26 protein-coding genes and 1 riboswitch are annotated in these 25,360 nt (G+C 44.4%); of the genes, 15 read left to right on the top strand and 11 right to left on the bottom strand.

Annotation, left to right across the window (positions count from 1 at the left end; all coding sequences use genetic code 11):
* The first annotated feature begins 67 nt into the window (after positions 1-67).
* Positions 68-871 carry an envelope biogenesis factor ElyC gene (gene elyC / locus GZN30_RS03135; protein ID WP_075648030.1) on the top strand — a complete coding sequence of 268 codons (804 nt, stop codon included), beginning with the start codon at positions 68-70 and terminating at the stop codon, positions 869-871.
* An 81-nt stretch (positions 872-952) separates the two neighbouring features.
* On the opposite strand, the gene torR is transcribed toward elyC, so the two are convergent.
* Positions 953-1,663 (bottom strand): two-component system response regulator TorR, encoded by a 711-nt coding sequence (torR, locus tag GZN30_RS03130; protein WP_075648031.1) that lies wholly within the window; start codon positions 1,661-1,663, stop codon positions 953-955.
* A 239-nt stretch (positions 1,664-1,902) separates the two neighbouring features.
* Here torR and torD point away from each other — a divergent pair, with 239 nt between their 5' ends.
* The 5 genes from torD (at position 1,903) to GZN30_RS03105 (ending at position 5,939) form a co-directional block, all read left to right on the top strand.
* Positions 1,903-2,556, top strand: a complete 654-nt coding sequence (gene torD / locus GZN30_RS03125; protein WP_075648032.1) for a molecular chaperone TorD — start codon at positions 1,903-1,905, stop codon at positions 2,554-2,556.
* Positions 2,557-2,759: 203 nt separating this feature from the next.
* On the top strand, positions 2,760-3,764 hold the full coding sequence (purR, locus tag GZN30_RS03120) for an HTH-type transcriptional repressor PurR (RefSeq protein WP_075648033.1): 1,005 nt from the start codon (positions 2,760-2,762) through the stop codon (positions 3,762-3,764).
* Positions 3,765-3,964: 200 nt separating this feature from the next.
* Positions 3,965-4,062, top strand: a riboswitch (cyclic di-GMP riboswitch).
* A 111-nt stretch (positions 4,063-4,173) separates the two neighbouring features.
* Positions 4,174-4,764 (top strand): TfoX/Sxy family DNA transformation protein, encoded by a 591-nt coding sequence (locus GZN30_RS03115; protein ID WP_075648034.1) that lies wholly within the window; start codon positions 4,174-4,176, stop codon positions 4,762-4,764.
* A gap of 142 nt (positions 4,765-4,906) precedes the next feature.
* On the top strand, positions 4,907-5,596 hold the full coding sequence (locus GZN30_RS03110) for a TVP38/TMEM64 family protein (RefSeq protein WP_075648035.1): 690 nt from the start codon (positions 4,907-4,909) through the stop codon (positions 5,594-5,596).
* Between the two features lie 31 nt (positions 5,597-5,627).
* Complete coding sequence (locus tag GZN30_RS03105) at positions 5,628-5,939, top strand: putative signal transducing protein (RefSeq protein WP_075648036.1); 312 nt, start codon at positions 5,628-5,630, stop codon at positions 5,937-5,939.
* Here the strand turns inward: GZN30_RS03105 and GZN30_RS03100 are convergent.
* The 4 genes from GZN30_RS03100 to topA all read right to left on the bottom strand — a co-directional run bounded on the left by GZN30_RS03100 (position 5,936) and on the right by topA (position 12,633).
* Positions 5,936-6,733: an alpha/beta fold hydrolase gene (locus GZN30_RS03100; RefSeq protein ID WP_075648037.1), complete on the bottom strand. Its 798-nt coding sequence runs from the start codon at positions 6,731-6,733 to the stop codon at positions 5,936-5,938. The two genes, GZN30_RS03105 and GZN30_RS03100, sit on opposite strands and share 4 nt — an antisense overlap.
* Positions 6,734-6,907: 174 nt before the next feature.
* Complete coding sequence (gene glgA / locus GZN30_RS03095; protein WP_075648038.1) at positions 6,908-8,365, bottom strand: glycogen synthase GlgA; 1,458 nt, start codon at positions 8,363-8,365, stop codon at positions 6,908-6,910.
* Entirely contained in the window at positions 8,355-9,572 is a 1,218-nt protein-coding gene (gene glgC, locus GZN30_RS03090; RefSeq protein WP_075648039.1) for a glucose-1-phosphate adenylyltransferase, read from the bottom strand. Before glgC ends, glgA begins: the two co-directional genes overlap by 11 nt.
* Positions 9,573-10,011: 439 nt before the next feature.
* Positions 10,012-12,633: a type I DNA topoisomerase gene (gene topA, locus GZN30_RS03085; protein WP_075648040.1), complete on the bottom strand. Its 2,622-nt coding sequence runs from the start codon at positions 12,631-12,633 to the stop codon at positions 10,012-10,014.
* A 444-nt stretch (positions 12,634-13,077) separates the two neighbouring features.
* Here topA and GZN30_RS03080 point away from each other — a divergent pair, with 444 nt between their 5' ends.
* A complete protein-coding gene (locus GZN30_RS03080) occupies positions 13,078-13,326 on the top strand; it encodes a YciN family protein (protein WP_075648041.1) in 249 nt (82 codons plus the stop codon).
* A 509-nt stretch (positions 13,327-13,835) separates the two neighbouring features.
* Here the strand turns inward: GZN30_RS03080 and aroA are convergent.
* Both aroA and GZN30_RS03070 read right to left on the bottom strand, forming a co-directional pair.
* Positions 13,836-15,119, bottom strand: coding sequence for a 3-phosphoshikimate 1-carboxyvinyltransferase (gene aroA / locus GZN30_RS03075; RefSeq protein WP_075651819.1), 1,284 nt, complete (start codon positions 15,117-15,119; stop codon positions 13,836-13,838).
* Between the two features lie 157 nt (positions 15,120-15,276).
* A complete protein-coding gene (locus GZN30_RS03070; RefSeq protein ID WP_083627210.1) occupies positions 15,277-15,735 on the bottom strand; it encodes an outer membrane lipoprotein in 459 nt (152 codons plus the stop codon).
* A gap of 15 nt (positions 15,736-15,750) precedes the next feature.
* Between GZN30_RS03070 and aat the strand changes: the two genes are divergently transcribed.
* The 3 genes from aat (at position 15,751) to infA (ending at position 17,468) form a co-directional block, all read left to right on the top strand.
* Positions 15,751-16,473: a leucyl/phenylalanyl-tRNA--protein transferase gene (gene aat / locus GZN30_RS03065; protein ID WP_075651817.1), complete on the top strand. Its 723-nt coding sequence runs from the start codon at positions 15,751-15,753 to the stop codon at positions 16,471-16,473.
* The gene (locus tag GZN30_RS03060) at positions 16,470-17,168 is read left to right on the top strand and encodes an arginyltransferase (protein ID WP_075651815.1); all 699 of its coding nucleotides are present in this window, start codon (positions 16,470-16,472) and stop codon (positions 17,166-17,168) included. Before aat ends, GZN30_RS03060 begins: the two co-directional genes overlap by 4 nt.
* 81 nt (positions 17,169-17,249) lie before the next feature.
* Complete coding sequence (gene infA / locus GZN30_RS03055) at positions 17,250-17,468, top strand: translation initiation factor IF-1 (RefSeq protein WP_001040192.1); 219 nt, start codon at positions 17,250-17,252, stop codon at positions 17,466-17,468.
* A 101-nt stretch (positions 17,469-17,569) separates the two neighbouring features.
* On the opposite strand, the gene GZN30_RS03050 is transcribed toward infA, so the two are convergent.
* Positions 17,570-18,148, bottom strand: coding sequence for a thymidine kinase (locus tag GZN30_RS03050; protein ID WP_075651812.1), 579 nt, complete (start codon positions 18,146-18,148; stop codon positions 17,570-17,572).
* A gap of 312 nt (positions 18,149-18,460) precedes the next feature.
* Positions 18,461-19,843 (bottom strand): cysteine--tRNA ligase, encoded by a 1,383-nt coding sequence (gene cysS / locus GZN30_RS03045; protein ID WP_075651810.1) that lies wholly within the window; start codon positions 19,841-19,843, stop codon positions 18,461-18,463.
* A 202-nt stretch (positions 19,844-20,045) separates the two neighbouring features.
* Between cysS and GZN30_RS03040 the strand changes: the two genes are divergently transcribed.
* The 4 genes from GZN30_RS03040 (at position 20,046) to GZN30_RS03025 (ending at position 23,212) form a co-directional block, all read left to right on the top strand.
* On the top strand, positions 20,046-20,540 hold the full coding sequence (locus tag GZN30_RS03040) for a peptidylprolyl isomerase (RefSeq protein WP_075651808.1): 495 nt from the start codon (positions 20,046-20,048) through the stop codon (positions 20,538-20,540).
* Between the two features lie 45 nt (positions 20,541-20,585).
* Positions 20,586-21,347 (top strand): UDP-2,3-diacylglucosamine diphosphatase, encoded by a 762-nt coding sequence (gene lpxH, locus GZN30_RS03035; RefSeq protein ID WP_075651806.1) that lies wholly within the window; start codon positions 20,586-20,588, stop codon positions 21,345-21,347.
* A gap of 50 nt (positions 21,348-21,397) precedes the next feature.
* Positions 21,398-22,612, top strand: a complete 1,215-nt coding sequence (locus GZN30_RS03030) for an EAL and HDOD domain-containing protein (protein WP_075651804.1) — start codon at positions 21,398-21,400, stop codon at positions 22,610-22,612.
* Between the two features lie 108 nt (positions 22,613-22,720).
* Positions 22,721-23,212, top strand: a complete 492-nt coding sequence (locus GZN30_RS03025; RefSeq protein ID WP_075651802.1) for a YchJ family protein — start codon at positions 22,721-22,723, stop codon at positions 23,210-23,212.
* 106 nt (positions 23,213-23,318) lie between these two features.
* Here the strand turns inward: GZN30_RS03025 and GZN30_RS03020 are convergent, their stop codons facing one another.
* Complete coding sequence (locus tag GZN30_RS03020) at positions 23,319-23,606, bottom strand: YeaC family protein (RefSeq protein ID WP_075651799.1); 288 nt, start codon at positions 23,604-23,606, stop codon at positions 23,319-23,321.
* A gap of 100 nt (positions 23,607-23,706) precedes the next feature.
* Here GZN30_RS03020 and GZN30_RS03015 point away from each other — a divergent pair, with 100 nt between their 5' ends.
* A complete protein-coding gene (locus GZN30_RS03015; protein ID WP_075651797.1) occupies positions 23,707-24,528 on the top strand; it encodes a DUF2989 domain-containing protein in 822 nt (273 codons plus the stop codon).
* A gap of 114 nt (positions 24,529-24,642) precedes the next feature.
* Here the strand turns inward: GZN30_RS03015 and msrB are convergent, their stop codons facing one another.
* The gene (msrB, locus tag GZN30_RS03010) at positions 24,643-25,062 is read right to left on the bottom strand and encodes a peptide-methionine (R)-S-oxide reductase MsrB (protein WP_075651795.1); all 420 of its coding nucleotides are present in this window, start codon (positions 25,060-25,062) and stop codon (positions 24,643-24,645) included.
* Between the last annotated feature and the right edge of the window lie 298 nt (positions 25,063-25,360).

Here is a 25,360-nt window from a genome sequence, read left to right as displayed (position 1 = left end):
AAAAGCAGATATAAAGAGCGATTCTCTTAATTTATAATCAACTGGTGTTTTTTCGGACTATTTTAGTATGTTTGAGCTGAAAAAAATCGTTTCGTCTTTACTCATGCCTCTGCCAGCGATGCTGATCATTGGTTTTTTGGGCTTAATGCTGATCATGTTTACCAGAAAGCAGAAAACCGGCTGCTTTGTGGTGCTGTTCTCTTTTATCGGTATCTTTTTGATCGCGTTCCAGCCTCTGTCTTCTCGTTTGTTGATGCCACTTGAACGCCAATACACTGCCTTCTTACCCGTCGATAAGCCTATCGATTATGTCATGGTGTTGGGCAGCGGTCATGTAGTCGACGATCAGATTCCACCGACTTCAGAGCTTAGCCGCACAGCATTAATGCGTCTATCTGAAGGCATTCGTATTCAACGTATCTACCCGGGCTCAAAGTTAATCTTGTCTGGTTATTCAGGCGGTTCAGAAGTTAGCAATGCGCGTATGATGGCAAAAGTGGCTCTGGCACTTGGGGTGTCTAAATCCGATATCGTGTTGCTGGAAACAGCCAAAGATACTTGGGAAGAAGCGCGTCAAGCGGCAGCATTTGTGCAGCATAAAGAGTTGGTATTGGTCACTTCTGCCAGTCACATGAAACGTGCACTGAATGAGTTCCATTCTGCGGGATTGAAACCTTATCCAGCGCCAACCAACTATCTAGCACAAAATGAAATTGATCAGTTCTGGAACAAGTACATGCCAAAAGCAATTTACTTAGAACAGACCGAGCGTTACTGGCATGAGACATTGGGTCGACTGTGGCAAGATTTACGTGACTGGGTTTCAAATACCGAAGAGTCCGTAATCGAACCATCACAAAGTAAGGTCTAATCCCTTAGCGGCTAACTTACTTAAGATAAAAAAACCGAAGCATCTGCTTCGGTTTTTTTGTTTTCAACTTCGGTTAGTCACTTAATCGCCAGCGAACATGTAACCTTCACCGTGAACCGTAACAAAAATTTGTGGGTTCTTCGGATCAAATTCCATTTTAGCGCGCATACGACGAATCAGTACATCGATGGTACGGTCGTTTGGCGCATCAACACGATGACTAATCATATTCAAAATACGTTCACGGCTTAGTACTTGGTTCGGGTACGAAGAAAGCGCTACCAACAACTCGTATTCTGCTTTAGTCAGTTTTACTGGCTCACCGTTGCGGCTTAACGCGCGACGTTGAATGTCAAACATCCATTCGCCAAAGCGAACAATATTTGCGTCATTCTTCTGATCAACCATAGTGCCCGCGTTACGTGCCGCAGAGATGCGCCACAATAGGTTTTTCACGCGCACTAACAATTCACGAAGTTCGAACGGTTTTGTCACATAATCGTCTGCGCCCATTTCTAGACCAACGATTTTATCAATGCTATCCGTGCGTCCTGTTACCAGGATAATTCCAATGTCCGATTGACTACGCAGTTCGCGAGTTAACATCAGACCGTCTTCACCAGGAAGGTTAATGTCTAACATAACTAAGTCGATCGAATGATTTTGTAGGGTGTCGCGCATCTGCTCGCCGCTTTCAGCTTCGCTGACTGTGTAACCTTCATTTTGAAAGTAGCCAACTAGCTTACTGCGAGTGACCGCATCATCTTCTACTACTAATACGTGATAGCTCATCTAAACCACTTAATTTACATTGGGAATTAATTTCAAGTGTATTCTATTCATAAATCGTAACATTTCTAGTATTTGTTATATTAAAATCTAGAAAGATGATTTTTTATTGATTCAAGACAAAACTAGCGCAGTTGTTAATCTTTTGCCATTTTTTGACTCATTTAATCACAACATGTGTTATCGCTATTCATTTTTGTTCGCTAAAATATTAATAGTACTGAAACTTGGAGCATTGCGAGATGCAAGAATTAAAAGCGTTTAATGAAAAACGTGCAGAGATTTACTGGTGGTTTTCTAGTCTGTTCGCTAAAGAGCTAACAGAAGCAGAACTTGAGCAATATCAAAGCCCTGCTATTCGAGGCTTTCTTGCCGGTCTGGGTGAAAACCCAACGCTAAAACCTGCGGTTGACCGCCTTGTTGATGCGTTAAATCGTCAGATTGACCGTGAAGATGGTCAGCTTGAACTTGCCGCTGACTTTTGCGACTTGTTCTTGAAGTCAGACAAAGAATCAGCACTGCCTTATGCGTCTATGTACGTTGGCACGACTGGTTTGCTGCATGACGAACCAGCAAACGAGATGGATGCCCTGCTGACTAAGCATGGCGTAGCCGTTAACCAAGATTTGAACGAGCCTGCTGATCACATTGCCATTGAGCTCGATTTGCTTGGTAACATGATCATTCGTTCTAACGAACTTGAACAAGAGCGTCATCTCAACGATGCACTGCTAGAGCAAGAAGCGTTTATTCGTCAGCACATTTTAAACTGGGTGCCTAAGTTTGCCGCGAAAAGCCAAACTTTAGATTCATTCGGTTTCTACTCTTCTGTGGCGTCACTGCTGGTTGCTTTCTTAGAATTGGACTGCAACTACCTAGTGGGTGAAGAGAGCTAAAACACTCATTCGTCAACAATGAATGGGTTTTTCGTTTGCTACTGGCGACGATGCGGTCTAAAATCGAAGCCGCAAACGATAAAAAAATACGAATCAAGTACAAACCGCTGTAAAAAAGCGGTTTTTGTATTTCTATTACTTTCTGCCAGTTTTATTCAAAAATGTGAATAGCCATGTGGCAGCTATAAATAGGATCATACCTTATGGCCACTATTAAAGACGTTGCTCGCCTCGCTGGCGTATCAACTACGACAGTCTCACACGTAATTAACAAAACGCGTTTTGTTGCAGAAGCGACTCAAGAACGCGTTATGGAAGCAGTAAAAGAGCTAAACTACGCACCAAGTGCGGTGGCTCGTAGCTTAAAATGTAATACCACACGTACGATTGGTATGTTGGTGACTCAATCAACGAACCTTTTCTTCTCTGAAGTCATTGATGGCGTAGAGAGCTACTGCTACCGTCAAGGTTACACGTTGATCCTTTGTAATACCGGCGGTATTTACGAGAAGCAACGTGACTACATTCGCATGCTTGCAGAAAAGCGTGTCGACGGCATTTTAGTAATGTGTTCTGACCTAACTGAAGAACTGAGCGAGATGCTAGATCGCCATAAAGACATTCCTAAAGTGGTCATGGACTGGGGTCCAGAGAGCTCTCAAACCGACAAGATTATCGATAACGCAGAAGAAGGTGGCTACCTAGCAACCAAATTCCTTATCGACCATGGTCATAAAGATATCGCTTGTTTGAGTGGTCACTTTGAAAAAGCAGTTTGCCAAGAGCGTATTCAAGGCTTTAAGCGCGCAATGGGCGAAGCGAACCTGACGGTTGATGAAGACTGGATTTTAGAAGGTAACTTCGAGTGTGACACTGCTGTGTTAGCGGCTGACAAGATTGTTGCGATGGACAAACGCCCAACGGCAATTTTCTGTTTCAACGATACGATGGCACTAGGCTTAATGAGCCGCCTACAGCAAAAAGGCATTCGTATCCCTGAAGATATGTCAGTGATTGGTTACGACAACATTGAACTAGCAGAGTACTTCTCACCACCGCTAACCACGGTTCACCAACCTAAGCGTCGTGTGGGTAAAAACGCATTTGAAATCTTACTTGAGCGCATTAAGGACAAAGAGCACGAAAAACGTGTGTTTGAAATGCACCCAGAAATCGTTGATCGCTCTACCGTTGCGAAAATCAACTAAATCAGAGTACCGAGCAATACGCTGGCAAATGTCCGAGCATAGTACTTTGAAGTAACTCGCATTTATATCAATAGCTGATGGTTAAACTGTCAGCTATTGTCTTTTCTATTCAACTTAATTCTTGCATTAGATTCACAACTATTTCATAGTAATAAGATACTTAGCTGCTAAGTAAACAATCTTTAGCAAAGCAAATTAAGTCACGCACAGGGCAAACCAGACTGAAAAGCTGGGACGCAAAGCCACCGGCCTAAACATCATTGTCATCGACAATATGTATGGTAGCGGGGTTGCCGATGGTAGAAATGCGCACGTTAACGGATTACTCTCCTATTTCCTGCACAACTGCTATTCTCTCGGACCTGATTTGGTGGCGTATTGACATACACATACACCGAGAAAGTACTGAATGGATAAACCAATTCTTAAAGACTCAATGAGGCTATTTGAGCCGCTAGGTCGTATTAAATCTCGATCTATGTTTGGTGGGTTTGGGATCTTTGCAGACGAAACAATGTTTGCACTAGTGGTACATAATAAGCTTCATATTCGCGCAGACAGTGCTCTAGCTGCACAATTTAAATTACAAGGCTTCGAACCATACGTATATCAGAAACGTGGCTTCCCGGTAGTAACCAAGTACTTCGCTCTTAGCGAAGAGTGGTACAACGACAGTGAAAAAACACTGCAGATCGGACGTGAAGCTCACACTCAAGCGCAGCAAGAGAAGTCGGTTCAAGCCGAAACCAAGCCGACTCGTATTAAAGATTTGCCAAACCTGCGCCTAGCAACAGAGCGTATGCTGAAAAAAGCAGGCATCGACAATGTCGAACAACTCGAAGAAGCAGGCTCTGTAGAAGCGTATAAGGCGATTCGAGACACTCACAGCAGCGACGTCAGTTTAGAGCTCCTCTGGTCATTAGAAGGCGCGATAAAAGGCACACATTGGTCTGTGGTTCCCCAGACTCGTCGAGAAGAACTGCTCTCTCGACTACAGTAGAGTAAAAAAGTCAGCAACTGCTGGCTTTTTTTATGAAAGTTTTTCTTTGCTTTGAGGTTCTTATTAAACAATAGGAACAAATTACCCGATAAATGAACTAAATTAACTCAAGGGCGTAGAGAAGGGTTAAAGGAGAGCAAAGATGAATAAGAAACTGATTATTGGCATTGCATTGATTGCACTGATTGCCCTATTGATCACTCAGTTTGGCGATCAGTTAACGTTAGAAAACGCGAAAGCCCAGCAAGCAGCCCTAGGCTCTTTCATTGATCAGAATTTCGCTGTTGCCGCCATCACATACTTTGCCGCCTATGTCGCGATTACTGCCTTTTCAATTCCAGGAGCGGCTGTCGTCACCCTCCTTGGGGCGGCTCTATTTGGTTTCTGGACGAGCTTGCTGCTGGTCTCATTTGCCAGCACTCTAGGCGCTACCCTCGCCTTCCTCAGCAGCCGTTTTCTACTGCGTGATTGGGTACAAGGTAAGTTTGGCGATAAACTCACTGCCATCAACCAAGGCGTTGCCAAAGATGGCGCATTCTATTTGTTTTCGTTGCGCCTAATTCCAGTCTTTCCGTTCTTCTTAATCAATTTATTAATGGGGCTAACTCCAATCACGACCGCCCGTTTTTATTTGGTCAGTCAAATTGGCATGTTGCCGGGTACGGCAGTGTACTTAAATGCAGGGACACAATTAGCGCAAATCGATAGTTTGTCAGGAATCGTGTCACCTTCGGTGCTGGTCTCCTTTGCACTGCTTGGCTTATTCCCAATCATTGCTAAATGGGCAATGAACAAATTTAGAGGTCAGCCTCAATCTCAGAGCCAAGCATAACCGCCCTAATTAGCCTGACACGGAGATAAAGGTGAAAATCTATAGTGCGACTAACCCTCCACAAGCTCACATCGTGTGTGAGCTTCTACGCTCGTACAATATCGCTTGTGAAGTAAGAGGCGAAGGTATCTTTGGTCTACAAGGTGAAGTGCCGTTTGGTGAGGCAAGTGCGCCCCATGTCTGGTTATTAGATCAAGACAAGAGCGCGGAAGCCAAACAGTTAATTGAGCAGTTTGAGCAACCACACACAGAGGCATCTTGGCAATGCCCTGAATGTGGAGAAATCAATGAAGGTCAATTCGCCCTGTGTTGGCAGTGCGGAGAATCCTTGGTTGAGGCTTAACCAATTTGTTGCTGGATGAAGCGAATCGAGTGCTGGTTAAATTCGTCTGGTCTTTCGATATTGCAAACATGACCACAATTGGCGATTTCCAATAGCTGGCTTTGCTGGTGCACCGCGACCATCTCTTTTACCGGTTTGATAAACATATAGTCTCTATCCCCCATCAGATACAGCGTAGGGATAGGTAACTCTCTTTCCTTAAAATAGCGCATTAAGGGATTCACATCAGACGCTAATCTAAACCAACGTTTAAATTCTTGCTGACAAAGCTTTTTCGCCTCGCGGATAAACAGGTGGCGAGATTGCTTTTGAGTTTTTTGCGGCATCACGATGTAAGCAAATAAGCTATACAACCACATATATGGCACAACATGCTTGAAAGCGTTGCCAACCGTGACTAAGAACTGTGAGCGAGTATTGAGACGGGTTACCGCCCCACCCAGCACCATTGATTTTACACGCTCAGTCGCGAGCTCTGCCAGATTGCGTACTATGATGGTGCCTAACGACATACCCACAAAGTGCGCCGACTGAATCTTCAAATGATCGAGTACTTGGAGAATATCCAGCGTCACTTCTTTGAAGGTATAGCGATTAGAAATAAGGTCTTTAAGCAGTTGGCTCGACTTGCCGTGACCACGTAAGTCAATCAGCAGTAAGTTGAAGTGCTGTTTGTATGCTTTAATTTGCTTGAACCAAATCGATGAGCTACCGCCAGCACCGTGGACAAACACAACCCATTCAGAACTTGTTGGGTGTAAATAGGTTTTATGAAATAACAAACCAGTACTCATTGCGGTTAAAAATTACGTTTGATGTTACCAAAGGATAAGCAGCCTAACATAGGTTTCTTGTGGCTTAACTCAGCTTATATCACTTTATATGAAGTTGAGACGAGAAAAGTGTAAAAAAAGGCATCAATTGATGCCTTTTTAACACTATCTGTTCATCTTTTTTGTCAGTTATGCTCAATGAAGTGCACTGCGATAGAGCGCAAGATACTCATCTGCCGCACGCTTCCAGCAAAATTGTTTCTGCATCGCGTACAGTTGTACCCTTGTCATCTCTTCTCGCTGCTGTAAATAGAATAACAAGGCGCGCTGCATAATACTCAGTAGCTCAACCGGCTCAGGGTTTAGGAATGCAAAACCCGTTGCGTTGTCTGGGTCATCATCATAATCCACTACGCTATCTTTCAAACCGCCGACCGCGCGAACGATAGGCAGCGTGCCATAAGCCATGCTGTAAATCTGGTTAAGACCACAAGGTTCAAACTCCGACGGCATAAGGAAGAAGTCCGAACCTGCCTCCACTAGATGAGCTAATTCGTTGCTGTAAGCTTCAACAAACGCAAACTTATCACTATGACGCGCAGCTAGCTCTGCCAGTTGGGTCGCCAGAATCGGATCGCCTGTGCCCACGATCACGAGTTGAGCATCCAGCTTTAGAAAACGCTCTAAGATCGGAAGAAGATAGTGAACGCCTTTTTGGTTGGTTAAACGACAAACCATGCCAAATACCGCGACTTCTTTGTTTGGCAAGTTAACTCGGCTTTGCATCGCCTGTTTACACGCTAATTTGCCCGCCTGCATGCTCGAAAGCTCTGCATGGTATTGGACCGGTAAGAAGCTATCCTTTGCCGGATTCCAATCGCTATAATCGCAGCCATTCAGTATCCCGACTAAGTCATGCTCGCGTGCGCGAAACTCTCTCGCCATACCATGGCTACCAAGTTCCGTTTTTAACTCTTCTGCGTAGGTTGGGCTCACTGCATTGATTTTATCTGCGGTCATTACCCCTGCCTTTAGCATCGTAATATGCGTTGGGCTCACCGCGGCATCAGGCGCATAGTGTCCTTGCATCTCAGCTAAGTTCGGCAGTTCTTCGTAGCTGAATACCCCTTTAAACACCGCGTTATGAATTGAAATCACGCTACGGGTATGGCTAAAGAATGGGTGTTCAGCATATCGATGTTTGAGCAGATAAGGGACAAAACCAGTATGCCAGTCATTGGCATGAATGATATTTGGTTGGAACTCAAGCTTAGGTAGCATGTCTAGACAAGCAGCGCTAAAGAACGCGAATCGCTCGCCATTGTCGGCATACGCTTGGTTGTATTCAGAATACATTTCATCACGAGAAAAGTATTTGTCACATTCAATCGCATACACAGTAACTTCACCAATCGCGAGTTGACGAACTTGGTATGGTGTATGCGGCCAATGATCAAGCTTAGTGTTCAGAACCAATTCAGCATTTTGTAATGCTTCGATTTTACGATAACCCGGCAATGCAATACGTACATTTTGGTTTAACGCGTGCAGTGCTTGAGGCAGAGCCTTGGCGACATCCGCCAAGCCTCCACTTTTGATCAAACCTTCAACTTCTGAAGCAACAAAGAGAATTGATAATTGATCAGTAACCAATGCGAGCTCCTTTCGGAATAACCACGATGCCTTCTTCAGAGACATGGTAAAGCTTACGGTCTTCTTTCAGATTGACACCAATTTGAGTGCCTGGGGCAATATCCACGTCTTTGTCGATAATGACACGACGTAGAACACAACCATCGCCAATCTTAACGTCGCCTAGCAAAATACTTTCACTAATGTCACACGCTGATGCGATATTGCTGCGGAAGCCCAGTACTGATTTTTCAATCCGTGACCCGCGCACTAAACTGCCGTTACAGACTAAGCTGTCAATGATCTGTACACGCCCGTTGTCTGAATCGGTAAAGGTTGCAGGTGGCAATGGTGGGTAGTAAGTGTGTAGCGGCCACTTACGGTTATAGAGTGAGAATGGAGCATCTTTCTTGAGAAGGTCCATGTGCGCTTCCCAATACGCGCCAATAGTACCGACATCACGCCAATAAACTTCTTCTTTCTCACCGGTAATTTGGTTACAACTGAAATCATAAACAAACACGTCGCCACGTGGGAACATCTTTGGAATGATATCTTTACCAAAATCATGAGAAGAATCTGGATTGTCGGCATCTTCGATAAGCTCTGCAAATAGGGTTGGTGCCTCAAACACATAGTTACCCATAGAGACTAACGCGTGTTCAGGATCACCCGGGATCGCTTTAGGGTTAGCCGGTTTTTCTTCAAAACCAACCATGCGACCTTCAGTGTCAACTTCGATAACACCAAATTGCGAAGCTTGTGAAAGTGGCATACGTAGCGCTGACACCGTCAGTGCCGCCTCTTTCTGTTTGTGAAAATCAAGCATCTGCTTGATGTCCATCTTGTAAATATGGTCTGAACCAAAAATACATACCTGATCAGGCTCAGCCAACTCCATAAAGCGGAGGTTTTGATAAATTGCGTCAGCGGTCCCCTCATACCAACGCTTGCCTGTACGCATTTGTGCAGGGATTGGATCGATAAAGCGATCTGTTATGCCATTGATGTTCCACCCTTTTTTCAAATGATGGAACAAAGATTGCGATTTAAATTGTGTCAGTACATAAATGCGCATCAGATCAGCATTAACGAAGTTGTTAAGCGCGAAATCAATTAGGCGATAGCTTCCTCCGAAAGGAACAGAAGGTTTACTACGAGATTCAGTAAGTGGACGTAACCTCGAGCCCTCTCCACCAGCAAGGATCATACCTAAAACACCAGCCATCGATTATTCTCCATATTATTTTTTATCATTTGGTGTCAATTGCTGACACCTTTTCCCTAGGTAGGCAAAGCCTTAACGGTTGGCGTTATTATCTGGATTGACTCCATTATTATCTGCAACCCGTCGGTTATAAACTATCCTATCCAATGAAGATTACAATTTTAATTAACCCATACTGCTGCATACTCACAGGTTGCTTCACAAGCACCTGATCTAAGTCACACTGCGACTCATTAATGACACAATTCAATAACAGTCAATGAACAGAAGTATGACGTTCATCATAAATTTCGTTCAAAAAACAGTCAGACGAAATTTTTTATTTTGTGAACTTCTCACATACAGAATGCTTGCATTATAAAACAGAATATTACTAGGCAATTTGACGCATAAAAAAAGCAGCGATAAATCGCTGCTTTTTCAATCAAACTTAATGCGCCTATTTTTTCTTACGCTTGTCGGTCACTTCCCATTTACCGTCAATGTAGAGCGCTGTGTAGCCTGATGGTTTACCATCGACTTCAGAACGAACGTAGTTCTCTTTGGTCTTGCGGCTAAAGCGCACAACCATTGGCAAACCATCTGGATCTTTCTCTGGCGCTTCCGTTAAGTAGTGGAATTTCGCTGAGATGCGATCCTTGAAGCGTTTCAGCTCTTCCACTAATGGAGCACGAGTTTCACGTGATTTAGGAAAAGTGCTCGCGGCTAGGAATAGACCTGACGCGCCATCGCGTAATACAAAGTAAGCGTCTGAGTTTTCACATGGCAATTCAGGGAAATGCACTGGATCTTCTTTTGGTGGCGCAACTTCGCCATTCTTTAAGATCTTACGGGTGTTTTTACATGTTTCGCTGGTGCAATCCATGTATTTACCAAAACGACCGTTTTTCAGTACCATGTCGCTGCCACACTTGTCACATTCAACAACTGGACCGTCATAGCCTTTTACTTTGTACTCACCAAACTCAACCACGTAACCTTCACAGTTCGGGTTGTTACCACAAACATGCAGTTTACGTTTGTCATCGATCAAGTACGCATCCATCGCTGTTTCACAGATTGGACAACGTTTCTTAGCGCGCAGAGCTGCGGTTTCAACGTCTTCCTCTAGAACATTGATGATGCCTTCTTCATCGCCAAGGTTAATGGTTGTCTTACAACGCTCTTTCGGTGGCAATGCATAACCAGAACAACCTAGGAATACGCCTGTTGATGCCGTACGGATACCCATAGGACGTGAACAGGTTGGACATTCGATATCGGTGTAGACGATGTGGTTTGGTTTCATACCACCTTGGTCTTCTTCTTGTTCTGCTTTCTCAAGATCACCTGAGAAATCACTAAAGAAGTTGTCTAGCACTGATTTCCATTTCGCTTCACCTTCCGCGATTTGGTCAAGCTTCTCTTCCATGCGTGAAGTGAACTCATAGTTCATTAGCTCATGGAAGCTACCGTCAAGACGGTCAGTAACAATCTCACCCATCTTTTCTGCATAGAAACGACGTTGGTCAACTTTCACGTAGCCACGGTCTTGGATGGTTGAAATGATTGATGCGTAAGTCGATGGACGACCAATGCCGCGCTTCTCAAGTTCTTTAACCAATGCCGCTTCCGTAAAGCGTGCTGGCGGCTTAGTGAAGTGCTGCTTAGGATCGAGCTCAACAAGATCAATCTTATCACCCACTTGTACCGCAGGCAGAATTTGGTCTTCGTTTTTACCTAAAGGACGTTGAACGCGTGTCCAACCATCAAACTTCAGGATACGACCTTTGGCTTTTAGCGTGTACTCAGCCGCTTTAACGCTCACTGTAGTTGAGTCGTATTGCGCAGGCGTCATTTGACAAGCGACAAACTGATTCCAAATTAGGGCATACAGTTTATGCGCGTCCGCTTCCATACCTTGTAGGTCTTCCGCTTTCACAGTCACATCAGAAGGACGAATCGCTTCGTGCGCCTCTTGTGCGCCCTCTTTGCTGCCGTATACATTGGCTTTAGCCGGTAGGTACGCATCACCAAATTCGCTGCTGATGTAACCACGAAGAGTTTCAACCGCTTCCGCACTCAGGTTAGTCGAGTCGGTACGCATATAGGTGATGTAGCCCGCTTCATATAAACGCTGCGCTAGCATCATCGTTTTCTTAACACCGTAGCCAAGGCGCGTACTCGCCGCTTGTTGTAGTGTTGAAGTGATAAACGGTGCTGACGGCTTGCTCGACGTCGGACGGTCTTCACGCTTACATACTTCGTATGCTGCGTTTTCCAACACAGACATCGCAGCCTTCGTCTCTGCTTCGTTAACCGGTTTAAAGGCTACGCCATCTTTTTGAGAGACTTGCAGACGGAAGTCCGTTTTATCCTGTGTTTTGGTATTCGCGTGAATATCCCAAAACTCTTCTGGAATAAACGCTTTGATTTCGCGCTCGCGCTCAACCAGCAGTTTTACCGCTACTGACTGTACACGACCAGCTGACAAGCCACGCGCCACTTTCTTCCATAGTAGTGGAGACACCATAAAGCCCACTACACGGTCCATGAATCGACGTGCTTGCTGTGCATTAACGCCATCCATACTCAGCTCACCAGGACTCTGGAAAGCTTGTTGGATCGCGTTTTTAGTAATTTCGTTAAATACTACGCGTTTATATCGCTCTTCATCGCCGCCGATGATCTCACGAAGGTGCCAAGCGATAGCCTCTCCCTCGCGGTCCAAATCGGTTGCGAGATAAACGCAATCTGCGTCTTTCGCCAGTTTTTGCAGCTCGGCAACTACTTTCTCTTTACCTGGAAGAACTTGGTAGTTAGCTTCCCAGCCGTTGTATGGGTCGATACCCATTTTTTTGATCAGCGATTTACGATCTTTTTCTTGTTTAATGCGGGCTTTTTCTTCGACGCTTAAACCTTTGGTAGATACCGCTGCCGCTTTCTGACCGGTGCTTTGACCTGCAGTTGGTAGATCACGCACGTGACCCACACTAGACTTTACTATGAAGTCCTTACCGAGATATTTATTGATGGTCTTCGCCTTAGCTGGCGACTCCACAATAACGAGTGACTTGCCCATAACTGACTCTGGTGTCCTTTAAAATGACTGATGCGAATTTTATCGCACAACATACTTAAAACATTGCTTCTTTTTTTACTATTGAGCGAGATTGCCAGAAGATCAATATCTTTTTTGAAAATCAACTTTGACTGCTCGACAAATCGTCGATCTTTGCGTTTACGAGGCAGAGATCGTTTCAACGCAACACGCAGACCGTATCCCTGCGATATATAAAGGGAATAAGCCTGTATCTGAAGTGCCACATACTAAACGGGGGATTCATGGTTCCGCCAATGGAGTAAACAGATTTATGTAGCCCGTCACAAAACATTTTCTCTCTTTAAATACAGTTGGATAGCAAACCAAGTTCCATTTTTATTGCGACAAGTCATTGGCATTTATATTTTCTTACCTTTAAAATCCTTGCCCATCTCGCCAAAATCACAGCCTAAGGTAACTATCATGAGCGATAAAAAAGTAATTTCTACATTCGACCTACTACTGATCGCCAACCAAATCATTCAAGAGCATGACGATTACATCGAAGGCATGCGCGCAGACAGCGTTGAAGAAAAAGAAGGCGTATTGGTTTTCAAAGGCAACTACTTCTTAGACGACAACGGTCTACCAACCAGCCAAACGACTGCGGTATTTAATATGTTTAAGTACTTGGCGCATCACCTTTCGAAAGAGTTCACGATCGAAAAATAATGAGCTGAGCTCATAATTTTTGGAACGCGAAGCTGAGCTTTGCTTCGGGAATCGGGAACGCAGAGCATAGCTCTGCTTCGAGATACGAGAAAAATCAGATTCCTTACTCGCGCTTACGCGCTCTATGGAATAACAAAAATAACAAAGGCTGACGCCACGTCAGCCTTTTCTTTTGCGTTTCAGAACCCATTACGTATGTTCGGAACGCGAAGCGAAGCTTCGCTCCGGGAATCGGGAACGCAGAGCATAGCTCTGCTTCGAGATGCGAGAAAAACCAGATTCCCTACTCGCGCTTACGCGCTCTATGGAATGACAAAAATATCAGCCCGCAATAAACGTTCGTTTTACGTTCCAGTATCCGTCGTCCGTAAGTAAAACCCCGTTTTACGTTCCCGCATCCGTAGTCCGAAAGTAAAACCTCGTTTTACGTTCCCACATCCATCATCCGTAAGTAAAACCCCGTTTTACGTTCCCGAATCCGTCATCCGTAGCCGAAAGGCGTTCCCTCATTAAGCTACGCTTAATGATTCCAGCTTCTCAAAATAATCTGGGAAGGTTTTTGAGGTGCATTTCGGATCGTTGATCGTCACTGGTGTATCGCTTAGCGCCACGAGTGAGAAGCACATTGCCATACGATGATCATCATAAGTATCGATTGCTGCATGTTTAAGTTGCGCAGGTGGGGTTACGATAATGTAATCGTGTCCTTCTTCTACTTCTGCGCCGACTTTGCGTAACTCTGTCGCCATTGCCGCTAAACGGTCGGTCTCTTTTACGCGCCAGTTGTATACGTTGCGAATCGCGGTTGTCCCTTCAGCAAAAAGCGCTGTCGTTGCAATCGTCATGGCAGCATCTGGAATATGGTTAAAATCGAGATCAACGGCGTTTAGCTTACCAACGCGGGAAATCACGTAGTCATCGCCCCATTCAATTTCTGCGCCCATTTTTTCAAGCGCATCAGCAAATTGAATGTCACCTTGAATACTGTTTTTACCAATACCGGTTACTTTGATTGCGCCACCTTTAATTGCGGCAGCCGCTAAGAAGTAAGAAGCCGATGACGCGTCGCCTTCCACCAAGAAATCACCTGGTGCGACGTATTGTTGCCCCGCTTTAATCGCGAACTCTTGGTAATTGCGGTTTTCAACCTCAACACCAAACTGCGCCATAATGTGTAGCGTGATATCGATATAAGGTTTTGAAACTAAATCGCCGACGATTTTAATGGTAACGTCATCTTGAGCCAGTGGTGCAGACATTAAAAATGCCGTCAAGAACTGGCTGGAAATCGAACCATCAATTTCAACCGTACCACCATTGAGACCACTGCCGATGATCTTAAGTGGTGGATAGTTTTCATTTTCAAGATACTCAATTTGTGCACCCGCTTGACGCAGAGCATCCACTAAGTGACCAATTGGACGCTCTTTCATGCGCGGTTCGCCGGTAAGAACAAACTCACCTTCACCCAAGCATAGTGCTGCGGCTAAAGGACGCATCGCCGTACCTGCGTTACCCAAAAATAGCTCGAGAGCTTGAGATGAATGGAACGCCCCACCTAAGCCTTCTACTTCACAAACCGTTTTGTCGGCAGACAAGGTGTAATTAACACCGAGTTTAGTTAGCGCATTGAGCATGTGACGGATGTCGTCACTATCAAGAAGGTTGGTTAGACGTGTTGTGCCTTTTGCTAACGCAGCTAAGAGCAACGCGCGGTTTGAGACACTTTTTGAACCCGGTAAGTTGACCTCACCATCGACTTTATTGATTGGTTGTAACGTAAGGCTTTCCATTAAAAACTACTATTCCTTGCTCGCACTCTTCCATAGGAGCGATGAAAAATTCTTCGTCGTTTCAGACTATCGAAAAAGCCCGAGTAAAACCAGACCTAATCTGGTTTTAACTCGAATTAGCTTGCAAGCAGATTTAATCGCTATTTTTAGGCAAATATCAGTATTCTTTATCTACCCTAACGCCATCATTGAAGTAAAGAATGCGAACACGGTCACCACGTTGGAAGATCATATTACTGTCGACATCCTGAATGACATTAATCAGACGCTTATCTTCAGTTTGGATCAGCAATTCGACTAAGCGATACTCAACCCGATAGCTTTGATTGGCTCGATTTCGCGCCACACTTGCCCCGGCAACAGCCCCCACTGCCGTTGCCACTTCACGACCCGTACCGCCGCCAAATTGGTTGCCGATGACACCGCCAACTACTGCCCCTAAAAATGTTTCCCAGCCGCTGCTTTCCGCTTTGACTATGTCTTGTTGCGTCATGTAACGGACTGAATCAACCTTACCAAAAACCACTTCATTGACTGGGCGTGCAACATTACGTTGGTATGCTGCATTGGCAAACAGTGGAAAAATCAATAATATCCATACCCACTTCTTCAACATAATTCGATTCCTCTGATGGCTATATATCTGACAGAACTAGACAGTGAAAACTTAAGCTTCCCATCTCCATTTGAAGCCCTCGACGACCCCAATGGTCTGTTGGCTTTCGGTGGCGATCTGTCAGTTGCGCGTTTGATGACAGCTTATCACAATGGCATCTTCCCATGGTATGGACCAAGCGAACCAATTTTGTGGTGGAGCCCATCGCCACGCGCTGTGTTTGATCCTAAGACCTTTAAACCCGCCAGAAGTGTCAAAAAATTTCAGCGTAAACATCAATACAGAGTGAGTATCAACCACGCTTTTGATCAAGTGATTGACCAGTGTGCTGCACTGCGTAGTGCTGAAGAAACGTGGTTAAGCCCTGAAATGCGCGCCGCTTACAAACAACTTGCCGCACTAGGGCACTGTCACTCAGTAGAAGTATGGCAAGAAAACCAGCTGATTGGTGGGCTATATGGTATTTCGGTTGGACAGCTGTTTTGTGGCGAATCGATGTTTAGTTTGCAGAGTAATGCCTCCAAAATCGCTTTGTGGTTTTTCTGTCACCATTTCAAACAACATGGCGGGCAGCTTATTGATTGCCAAGTACTTAATGATCACACCCAGTCATTAGGTGCATTTGAACTTGAACGCGAAGATTTTATTAAAAGCCTGCTATTCTTAAGGCAAGAAGCTATTAATAAACAGTGCTTTCAGCCACAATGGCTTTCATCACCAGTTGAGGAGCAACCATGAGCTCGGATATCCAACATATTCGTATCGGATTAACTGATAACCACCCTTGTAGCTACCTGCCAGGTCGCCAAGAACGAGTGGCGGTTGCGCTTGATCCTAGCTTACATTGCTCATCCAATTATGAAGTGTTACTCGCCAATGGCTTTCGACGCAGTGGGGATACCATCTACCGCCCGTTGTGCCAACAATGCAACGCTTGCGAGCCAATCCGAGTCTCGGCACATAAATTTAAGATGACCCGTAGCCAGAAGCGACTGCGCAATAAAGCCGGAGCAATTACTTGGCAGTTCAAAGAACAATTGGATGCGGATTGGTATGAATTATACGCGCGCTATATCGAGGCTCGTCATAGTGCTGGGTCGATGTACCCACCGAATCGACAAAGTTTTGAGCAGTTTACTCACTGCAACTGGCTAAACACTCAATATTTACACCTATATGAAGATGACACGTTAATTGGTGTGGCGGTAACAGATATCTTGTCCAACAGCGCCAGCGCTTTCTATACCTTTTACGAGCCTTCTCACCCGCTATCTCTTGGTACACTTGGCGTTTTATTGCAATTGGAGCATTGCCAAGAACAGGGGAAACAGTGGCTCTATCTCGGCTATCAAATAGATGAATGTCCGGCAATGAATTACAAAGTCCGCTTTCATCCTCATCAAAGGCTAGTAAATCAGTCTTGGCAAGGGTAGAATACGCCCCAACTTTGCTTAATTCATTTTTATCAGCTGAATATACCTGATAAAAACGCCCATTTATTTAAAGAGGATTAGATGGCTAAAGAAGACGTTATTGAGATGCAAGGCACTGTCCTTGATACTCTTCCAAACACAATGTTCCGTGTTGAGCTTGAAAACGGTCACGTAGTTACTGCTCACATCTCTGGTAAAATGCGTAAGAACTACATCCGTATTCTTACTGGTGACAAAGTAACTGTAGAGATGACTCCATACGACCTATCAAAAGGCCGCATCGTCTTCCGTGCTCGTTAATCTTAGATTACCGAATACAACAAAAAACGGAGCCAATGGCTCCGTTTTTTGTATCTATAATATACCCAGAGTTCTATAAACTTCCTGGGTATGCTACACGGTTACTTACCTAACGCTTCTTTGTAGTGTTGGCGGCATACCGAAACGTAGCGATCATTACCACCAATCGCCACTTGGTCACCTTCTTTAATCGCATTACCATGCTCATCAGTACGAATCACCATGTTCGCTTTGCGACCGCAGTGGCAAATGGTTTTCAATTCAACCAATTTGTCCGCCCAAGAAAGCAGGTACTTACTGCCTTCAAATAGCTCACCTAAGAAGTCTGTACGTAGACCGTAACACAATACTGGAATATGCAGCTTATCGACCACTTCGGTTAATTGATAAACCTGTTGTTTAGACAGGAACTGACACTCATCAATTAAAATACAGTGACGTTTCTCTTGTTCATTCAGCTCTGCAATTGCTTTAAACAGATCGGTTTCTGCTTGGAACAAATGCGCTTCAGATTGTAGACCAATTCGAGAACTCACTTTACCGACGCCATAACGGTTATCAAGAGCCGCAGTAAAGATAAGTGGATTCATACCACGCTCTTGGTAGTTAAATGATGACTGTAGAAGCGTAGTTGATTTACCGGCGTTCATCGCCGAGTAATAGAAGTACATCTGTGCCACAGAGAGATTCCCGTAAAATAATAATTCTTGTAGAAAAAAGGGCTGACAACTCAGCCCTAAAAATTTGCTTTATCTATTCGCTGCTTGATGTTGTTGTCAACAACGCCAAGAAGGACGTCTATACCAATACCATTGACTGAGTGTTCATCAGCAATTTAAGCAACATTGCTCAATCTAATTGGTGTTATCTACTAACTTATTGACGTTGTAGCTAGGCGACCAGGGAGAAAAGCCTCTGAGCATAGGTTTACTATGTGATGAGGTTTTCGAGTGCAGTCAACAACGCTACAACATCAAGAAGGACGTAGATACTTATTTGCGACGCCAGGTTGTACCTTCAGCACCATCTTCCAGCACCACACCTAGCTCATTTAGCTTGTCACGAGCCATATCTGCGTTCGCCCAGTCTTTTGCTGCGCGAGAATCGTTACGCAATTTAATGAGTGCTTCAATTTCAGCCACTTCGTCGTCGCTGCCTGCATCGCCTTTTAGGAACGCTTCTGGATCTTGGTGCAGAATACCGATCACGTCTGCCAGTTCACGCATTAGAGCACCTAGTGCGCTTGCTTGCTCAAGGTTTTCCGTTTTTAGACGGTTGATTTCACGCGCCATTTCAAACAACACTGAGTATGCTTCTGGCGTGTTAAAGTCATCGTTCATCGCTTCAGTAAAGCGAGTTAGGTACTCTTCACCACCTGCTGGTGCTGCTGTCAAATCTAGACCACGTAGAGACGTGTATAGACGCTCTAGTGAAGCACGTGCTTGATTTAGGTTCTCTTCACTGTAGTTTAGTTGGCTACGGTAGTGACCAGACATCAGGAAGTAACGAACCGTTTCTGCATCGTAGTGACCTAACACGTCACGAATAGTAAAGAAGTTACCTAGCGATTTAGACATCTTCTCTTTATCAACCATCACCATGCCACTGTGCATCCAAGTATTTACATACTGAGTGTCGTGTGCGCAGCATGACTGAGCAATTTCGTTCTCGTGGTGTGGGAACTGCAGATCCGAACCGCCGCCGTGAATATCAAAGTGGTTGCCAAGAATGGACGAGTTCATCGCTGAACACTCGATGTGCCAACCTGGGCGACCTGGACCCCATGGCGATTCCCATGTTGGCTCACCTGGTTTAGACATTTTCCATAGTACGAAGTCAAGCGGGCTACGTTTAGCGGTTTCGATATCCACGCGAGCACCGGCTTGTAGCTGCTCAAGATCTTGCTTAGACAGTTTGCCGTACTCGTCAAACTTACCGACTTCAAACATAACGTCGCCATTGTCTGCAACGTAAGCAAAGCCACGTTCAATCAGCTTCTCAACCAGCTCGATGATCTCTTGGATAAACTGAGTCGCACGAGGCTCTACATCTGGACGCTTCATGTTTAGCGCATCAAAGTCGGCGTGCATTTCGCCGATCAGACGTTCAGTCAGTGAATCACAAGTCTCACCATTTTCGTTCGCGCGCTTAATGATCTTGTCATCGATATCAGTAATGTTGCGCACAAACGTCAAGTCATAACCCAAATAACGTAGGTAACGTGACACAACGTCAAAAGATACGAAGGTACGACCGTGACCAATATGACAGAGATCGTAAATGGTTACCCCACAGACATACATGCCAACTTTGCCAGCATTGATTGGTTTGAATTCCTCTTTCTGTCTTGTGAGTGTGTTATATATCTTTAACATGATCTCTATACTTAATCTGGGCTAAATAAAATAGTGACTCAGTATACCAACTCATGCTCCGTTAGGTAATCCCTCAATCGCTCAAAAAGCCATCATTAGCGCCTATACTCAAGTCTGATTCACAGCTTTTCGCGTATGAATGTCAGAAAAGTTAAGTTAGAATCCCAAGCTCAAATCAAAAACATAGGTTAAGGACATAATCATGATCACCCTTCACACTAATTTTGGTGACATCAAAATTCAGCTAAATGAAGAAAAAGCACCAGAAACAAGTGCAAACTTCCTACAGTACTGCCGTGATGGTTTCTACGACAACACACTATTTCACCGTGTTATCGATGGTTTCATGATTCAAGGTGGTGGTATGGAGTCTGGTCTTCGTGAGAAGGCTTCTCGTGCACCAATTAAGAACGAAGCGAACAACGGTCTAAGCAACAAAGTAGGCACGCTTGCTATGGCGCGTACTATGGAACCACATTCAGCGAGCTCTCAGTTCTTCATCAACGTGAACAACAACACTTTCCTAGACTTCCGTAGCGAAAGCCTAGACGGTTGGGGTTACTGTGTATTCGGTGAAGTCGTTGAAGGTATGGACATTGTTAACCAAATCAAAGGCGTTAGCACTGGTTCTTACGGCATGCACCAAGATGTACCACTAGAAGACGTGGTTATCACTGGTACAACTATCGAAGAATAATCGATTTAAGAAGGGTGTTTATCACCCTTCTTTTCTATTGCTATTATGACCACACTATTTATCTCTGATTTACATTTATCACCCAATACACCTGAGATTAACGCTAGCTTTAAGCGCTTTATGCGTAACGAGGCGATCCACGCTGATGCACTCTATGTCTTAGGCGATCTCTTCGATTTCTGGATTGGTGATGACGATAACTGCGAATTTGCCCAACAAATTCGTGCTGAGTTTAAACGCCTCACCGACAGTGGTGTACCCTGCTTCTTTACTAAGGGTAACCGCGATTTCCTCGTGGGTAAGCGATTTGCAAAACAAACTGGTGTAACACTGCTGGGCGATGAAACTGTCATCAACCTCTACGGTCGCAAAGCGGTGATTTTACATGGCGACACCTTGTGTACCGAAGATGTGCAATACCTTGCTTTTCGAGCCAAAGTGAATCAGCCATGGTTACAATGGATCTTCAATCGCCTACCAATGGCAGTCAAAACACCGATTGTACGTAAAGTCCAATCTGGTGCTCGCGACACCAAAAAATCGAAATCCCTAACAATCATGGACGTCACGCAAAGTGAAGTAGAACGAGTGATGCTCGATCATCAGGTTGATTTGATGATTCATGGACATACACATCGTCCAAATATCCACAAATTCACTATTGAAAACAAAGAGATGACCAGAATTGTCCTCGGTGATTGGTACGAGCAAAGTTCAATTTTGTGCATTGACGCGAATAAATTTAGTTTACAAGCTTTCTCCCTAGATACAGAACAGCGTTTGTTTGAACTCGTTCAAGAAAAATAATACGGTTCAGTCTATTATCGACCTTAACTAAGTACGAGTTGATGTAGATTTTGAAATATTCCTATTTCGCACGCCAGCCGATCATGGACGTGGATAAACAAACCATCGGTTATGAACTGTTGTTTCGCGACGGTCCCAAAAACTGCTTCCCAGATATCGATGCCGATCTGGCAACTTTGCGTTTGTTGTCAGATCATATCTTAACCACTAAGCAAGATACGCTTGGCGATATGTTTGGCTTTATCAATTTCCCCTATCAAAGCTTGATTGGTGATGTGCCTAGTTTATTTCCGCCAGAAAAGTTGGTTATTGAGATCCTTGAGGATTGTCCACCTACCAAAGAGCTTTTAGCCACCGTTAAGCGCCTCTCTGAGCAGGGATACACGTTAGCGCTGGATGATTTTGTTCCGAGTAAAGAGTGGCTCCCCTTTATCCCTTATATCAACATCATTAAATTTGATGTACGCGCACTGTCTATCGCCAAAGCAGGTGAATATATTTCACTATTAGCCAATGGCAAAATTCGTTTCTTGGCTGAAAAAGTAGAAACTGCCGAAGAATTCGAGCATGCGAAAAAAGTCGGCTTTGACTACTTCCAAGGGTATTTTTTTAGTAAACCTGAAGTCATTCAAAAGAAAGCGCTTGAGCCTTCAATGCTTACCGTCATGCAACTGCTCACGGAAGTGTCGAAGCAACCGTTAGACTACAACTCTTTAGAGCACCTCATCACTCGAGATCTGACTTTATCTTTTAAACTACTTAGCTACGTTAATTCATCGGCATTGGTCTCCAACAAGATCCAATCATTCCATCAGGCATTGGTGTACCTTGGTGAAGATCGTCTACGTAAATTTATCTCCTTAGTCGCGCTGGCTTCGAGCGAGCAAAATAAGCCTGACTACCTATACAGTTTGTCGATTCAACGGGCAAAATTTTGCGAGATTCTAGCCAAGCAGTTGCAAACTCAGCCTCACTCCAGTGATGCCTTTCTCACCGGTATGTTTTCACTCCTGGACTGTTTACTCGATAGACCCCTCGAACAGTTACTCGAAGAAATACCCATCAGTACGGAGGTCAAGGTCGCGTTACTGGAAAAGCGAGGCGTATTAGGCGGTCTACTGGTGTTATCGAAGGCAATTGAAAGAGCCCGCTGGCAGAATGTCACCAAAGTCGCCGCTAAGCTCAGGCTCAAGCAAGATAACGTTTTCGCCGCCTATGATGAAGCCACTATTTGGACTGCGGAACTGATGGACGTGTATAACTAACTCGATCAGAACAATGTAATTTTGCGCTACAAAGACAGAAAGACTTTACTGACCAAGAGGTGCTCAATACACTTAGCCTCAATTAGAAGCACAACAAAGCATAGCTGAATGACTCATTGTCCATGCGGAAATGCAGCACCGTACGAATCATGCTGCCAACCTATTCATCAACAACATGCCAACGCAATCGTTCCTGAGCAACTGATGCGTGCGCGCTACAGTGCCCACACTCTTGGGCTGGTTGATTTCGTCATCAATACCTATCATTCGAGCTGTCATGCTGAGCAACAACGTGAAGCGATTGCCGATTCGGTAAATAGCGAATGGGTAGCTTTAGAGGTTTTAGATAGCAGTAGTGGCAGCCACGATGACGAAGGTTTTGTTACCTTTAAAGCCTTCTTTAATGAAGAAGGCAAACAGTATTGCTTAGAAGAGCGCTCACGTTTTATTCGTGAGGATGGTTTATGGTTCTATATTGATGGTGAATACCCACAAGTAGAAGATCCTCGTCTCTCGCAATCAGTTCAAAGTCTCAAAATTGGTCGTAACGACCCGTGTATTTGCGGTAGCGGCAAAAAATTTAAGAAGTGTTGCGGATAATTAAACAAAAAAGGTAGATGTACCCACATCTACCTTTTTATTATCTGTATAAATGAAATCGCAATTTTGAAACTAATTTGCGTAATTCAGAGTATTTATGCGAGAGCTATTCGCTTTTGTTCGGGTTAACACGCAATATATCTGACTGCTGCGGCTGAAACTGTTTCTTTAACTCCGCTTTGGATTTGAAACTCACTTCTCCACCTTGGGCTACAGTCATGTGCTGAGCTTCTGCATTGTGCTTAGATTGATATAGCATCACTGCTTGCATGCATGAATCGCGTTGTTCCTGCGACAAGACAGTTCCTTCTGGCCATTTGCCCGTTTCTACCGCATAAAGTAGACGTTGATAGGCTTCTGGTGTGATTGTATTGACGAGTTGCTCGACATCCATAGTTTATCCTTAACTTTTTTCTGAGAAACATAACTCTCTGTTACGGTGAGTCAAGAAAACCGCTCAGAATAAGTGTAATTGATCACAAGCAGCGAAAATTATGAACAAACTAAAGTTGGCGTGTATTGTTGGTATCAGTGTTCCCCTTCTCGGTTGCTTCGAAAGCAGAAAGAACACAGAGCAACTCTGCCAAGCAAATCCGGCTTTACAGTGCCAAGAGCTCAACATGAATGACGGGCAATGTCGCTTGCCAAGAACCGACCTGATTTGGCATCGCTTTGAAACACTCAAAAACCCCTCAGAATCCAATAAGATCAAGGAATTTCATTTTCTAGCTGCTTATGAAAAGTGCATGCACTTAGCCGCGCAAATCGAGACACTGACCCAATCAGAACGCAAAACGAAACGAGTAACTGCGGTGGTACATGCAAAAGATGAGCAACAGCGATTAATCACCGAGTTGCAAGGCTCTCGCTCACCACAAGCTCTTTATTTCCTTTGGAGCCAAACTGGGGATGAAAATGCCAGACGCCTATTTTTACAAATGGAAGGCTCTCCTGAGTTAGAGACAGCTGAAATGCAGTACGCTTTAGCTACCTTTTATACTCGAAGGGATTCTGAAAAAACCTTAGCGTTGCTTAATCGCACTCTAGAACTCGGCAGTCGCGATAACATCAATGTAGATGCAGTAAAATCATTAGCAAGTTTAAACCTACAACAAGGACACAAAGAGTTAGCTTATATTTGGTCTCAGGTTGCAGAGAAGCTTGCCGTACAAACCACAGCCGAGCACAACTATGCACTGATTTATGGCTTTAGTGATGAAAAGTACCAACAACTCGATCAAGTCGCGAGTAACGTGTACCAGGCACTACAAGAGGGTAGATTCCGCGTTAGCATGACCGCACTTCCGACTATGTAATTCGATCAGCGGAAAGTTTCAAAACTGTAAGTTGAGTGTTTACTAGAATTTAATCAGCTATTTACGCCATCTACCCGCTGAGACAATTGAAAGGATAAAACATTTAGCGGTGATTTAATCACCGCTTTTTTGTAGATTGTTGAAAATTAACGACACTGAATTAACACAGAATCTTTCACCTGTCGTCGGAGGTCCATCAGGAAAAACGTGACCTAAATGGCTATCACACACCGCACAACGAATTTCAGTGCGAACCATTCCGTGACTTAGATCTTCTATATAATGTATAGCTTGGTCGTTTATTGCCGCATCAAAGCTTGGCCAGCCACAGCCTGAGTCATATTTGTTTGAGGATTGAAATAAATCCGCGTTACAGCACGTGCATTGATAAATACCCGTTTCGCGATTATGCAGCAATTTACCGCTAAAAGGCGCCTCTGTACCTTGTTGTCGGCAAACACGATACTCTTCGTCAGAAAGGCGCTCACGCCAGTACTCATCAGGCTTCACCAACTTTTCAGGCTGTTTTTTCATTGACTTTCTTCTCCATTTTTTACGTTATTATTATCTAAATTTTCGTTAAAAACTTGCGTCGCACGGGCTTTGTAGCACATACTTTCTCACCATGATAGAGTAGCAATATCTGGCTGGGTTCAGTTTGCCCTCGCCCCTATTTTACGACAATAATTGGGAATAAGATTTCAACATCCGCGCAAAAGATAGCCATTTGCGACTAATTGTGAAAAAAAGCGTCGCTTTTTTTTGACTTTAAACAATTTAAGTCGGATTATCACTTGCAGATTGTTACTGGATTCTGTAATTTTACTACCAG

It is taken from the genome of Vibrio ponticus, from assembly GCF_009938225.1.
In the GTDB taxonomy this organism is placed as follows: Bacteria; Pseudomonadota; Gammaproteobacteria; order Enterobacterales; family Vibrionaceae; genus Vibrio; species Vibrio ponticus.
Note: the sequence above shows the minus strand (reverse complement) of the source record. Positions and strands in the feature narration are given on the sequence as shown.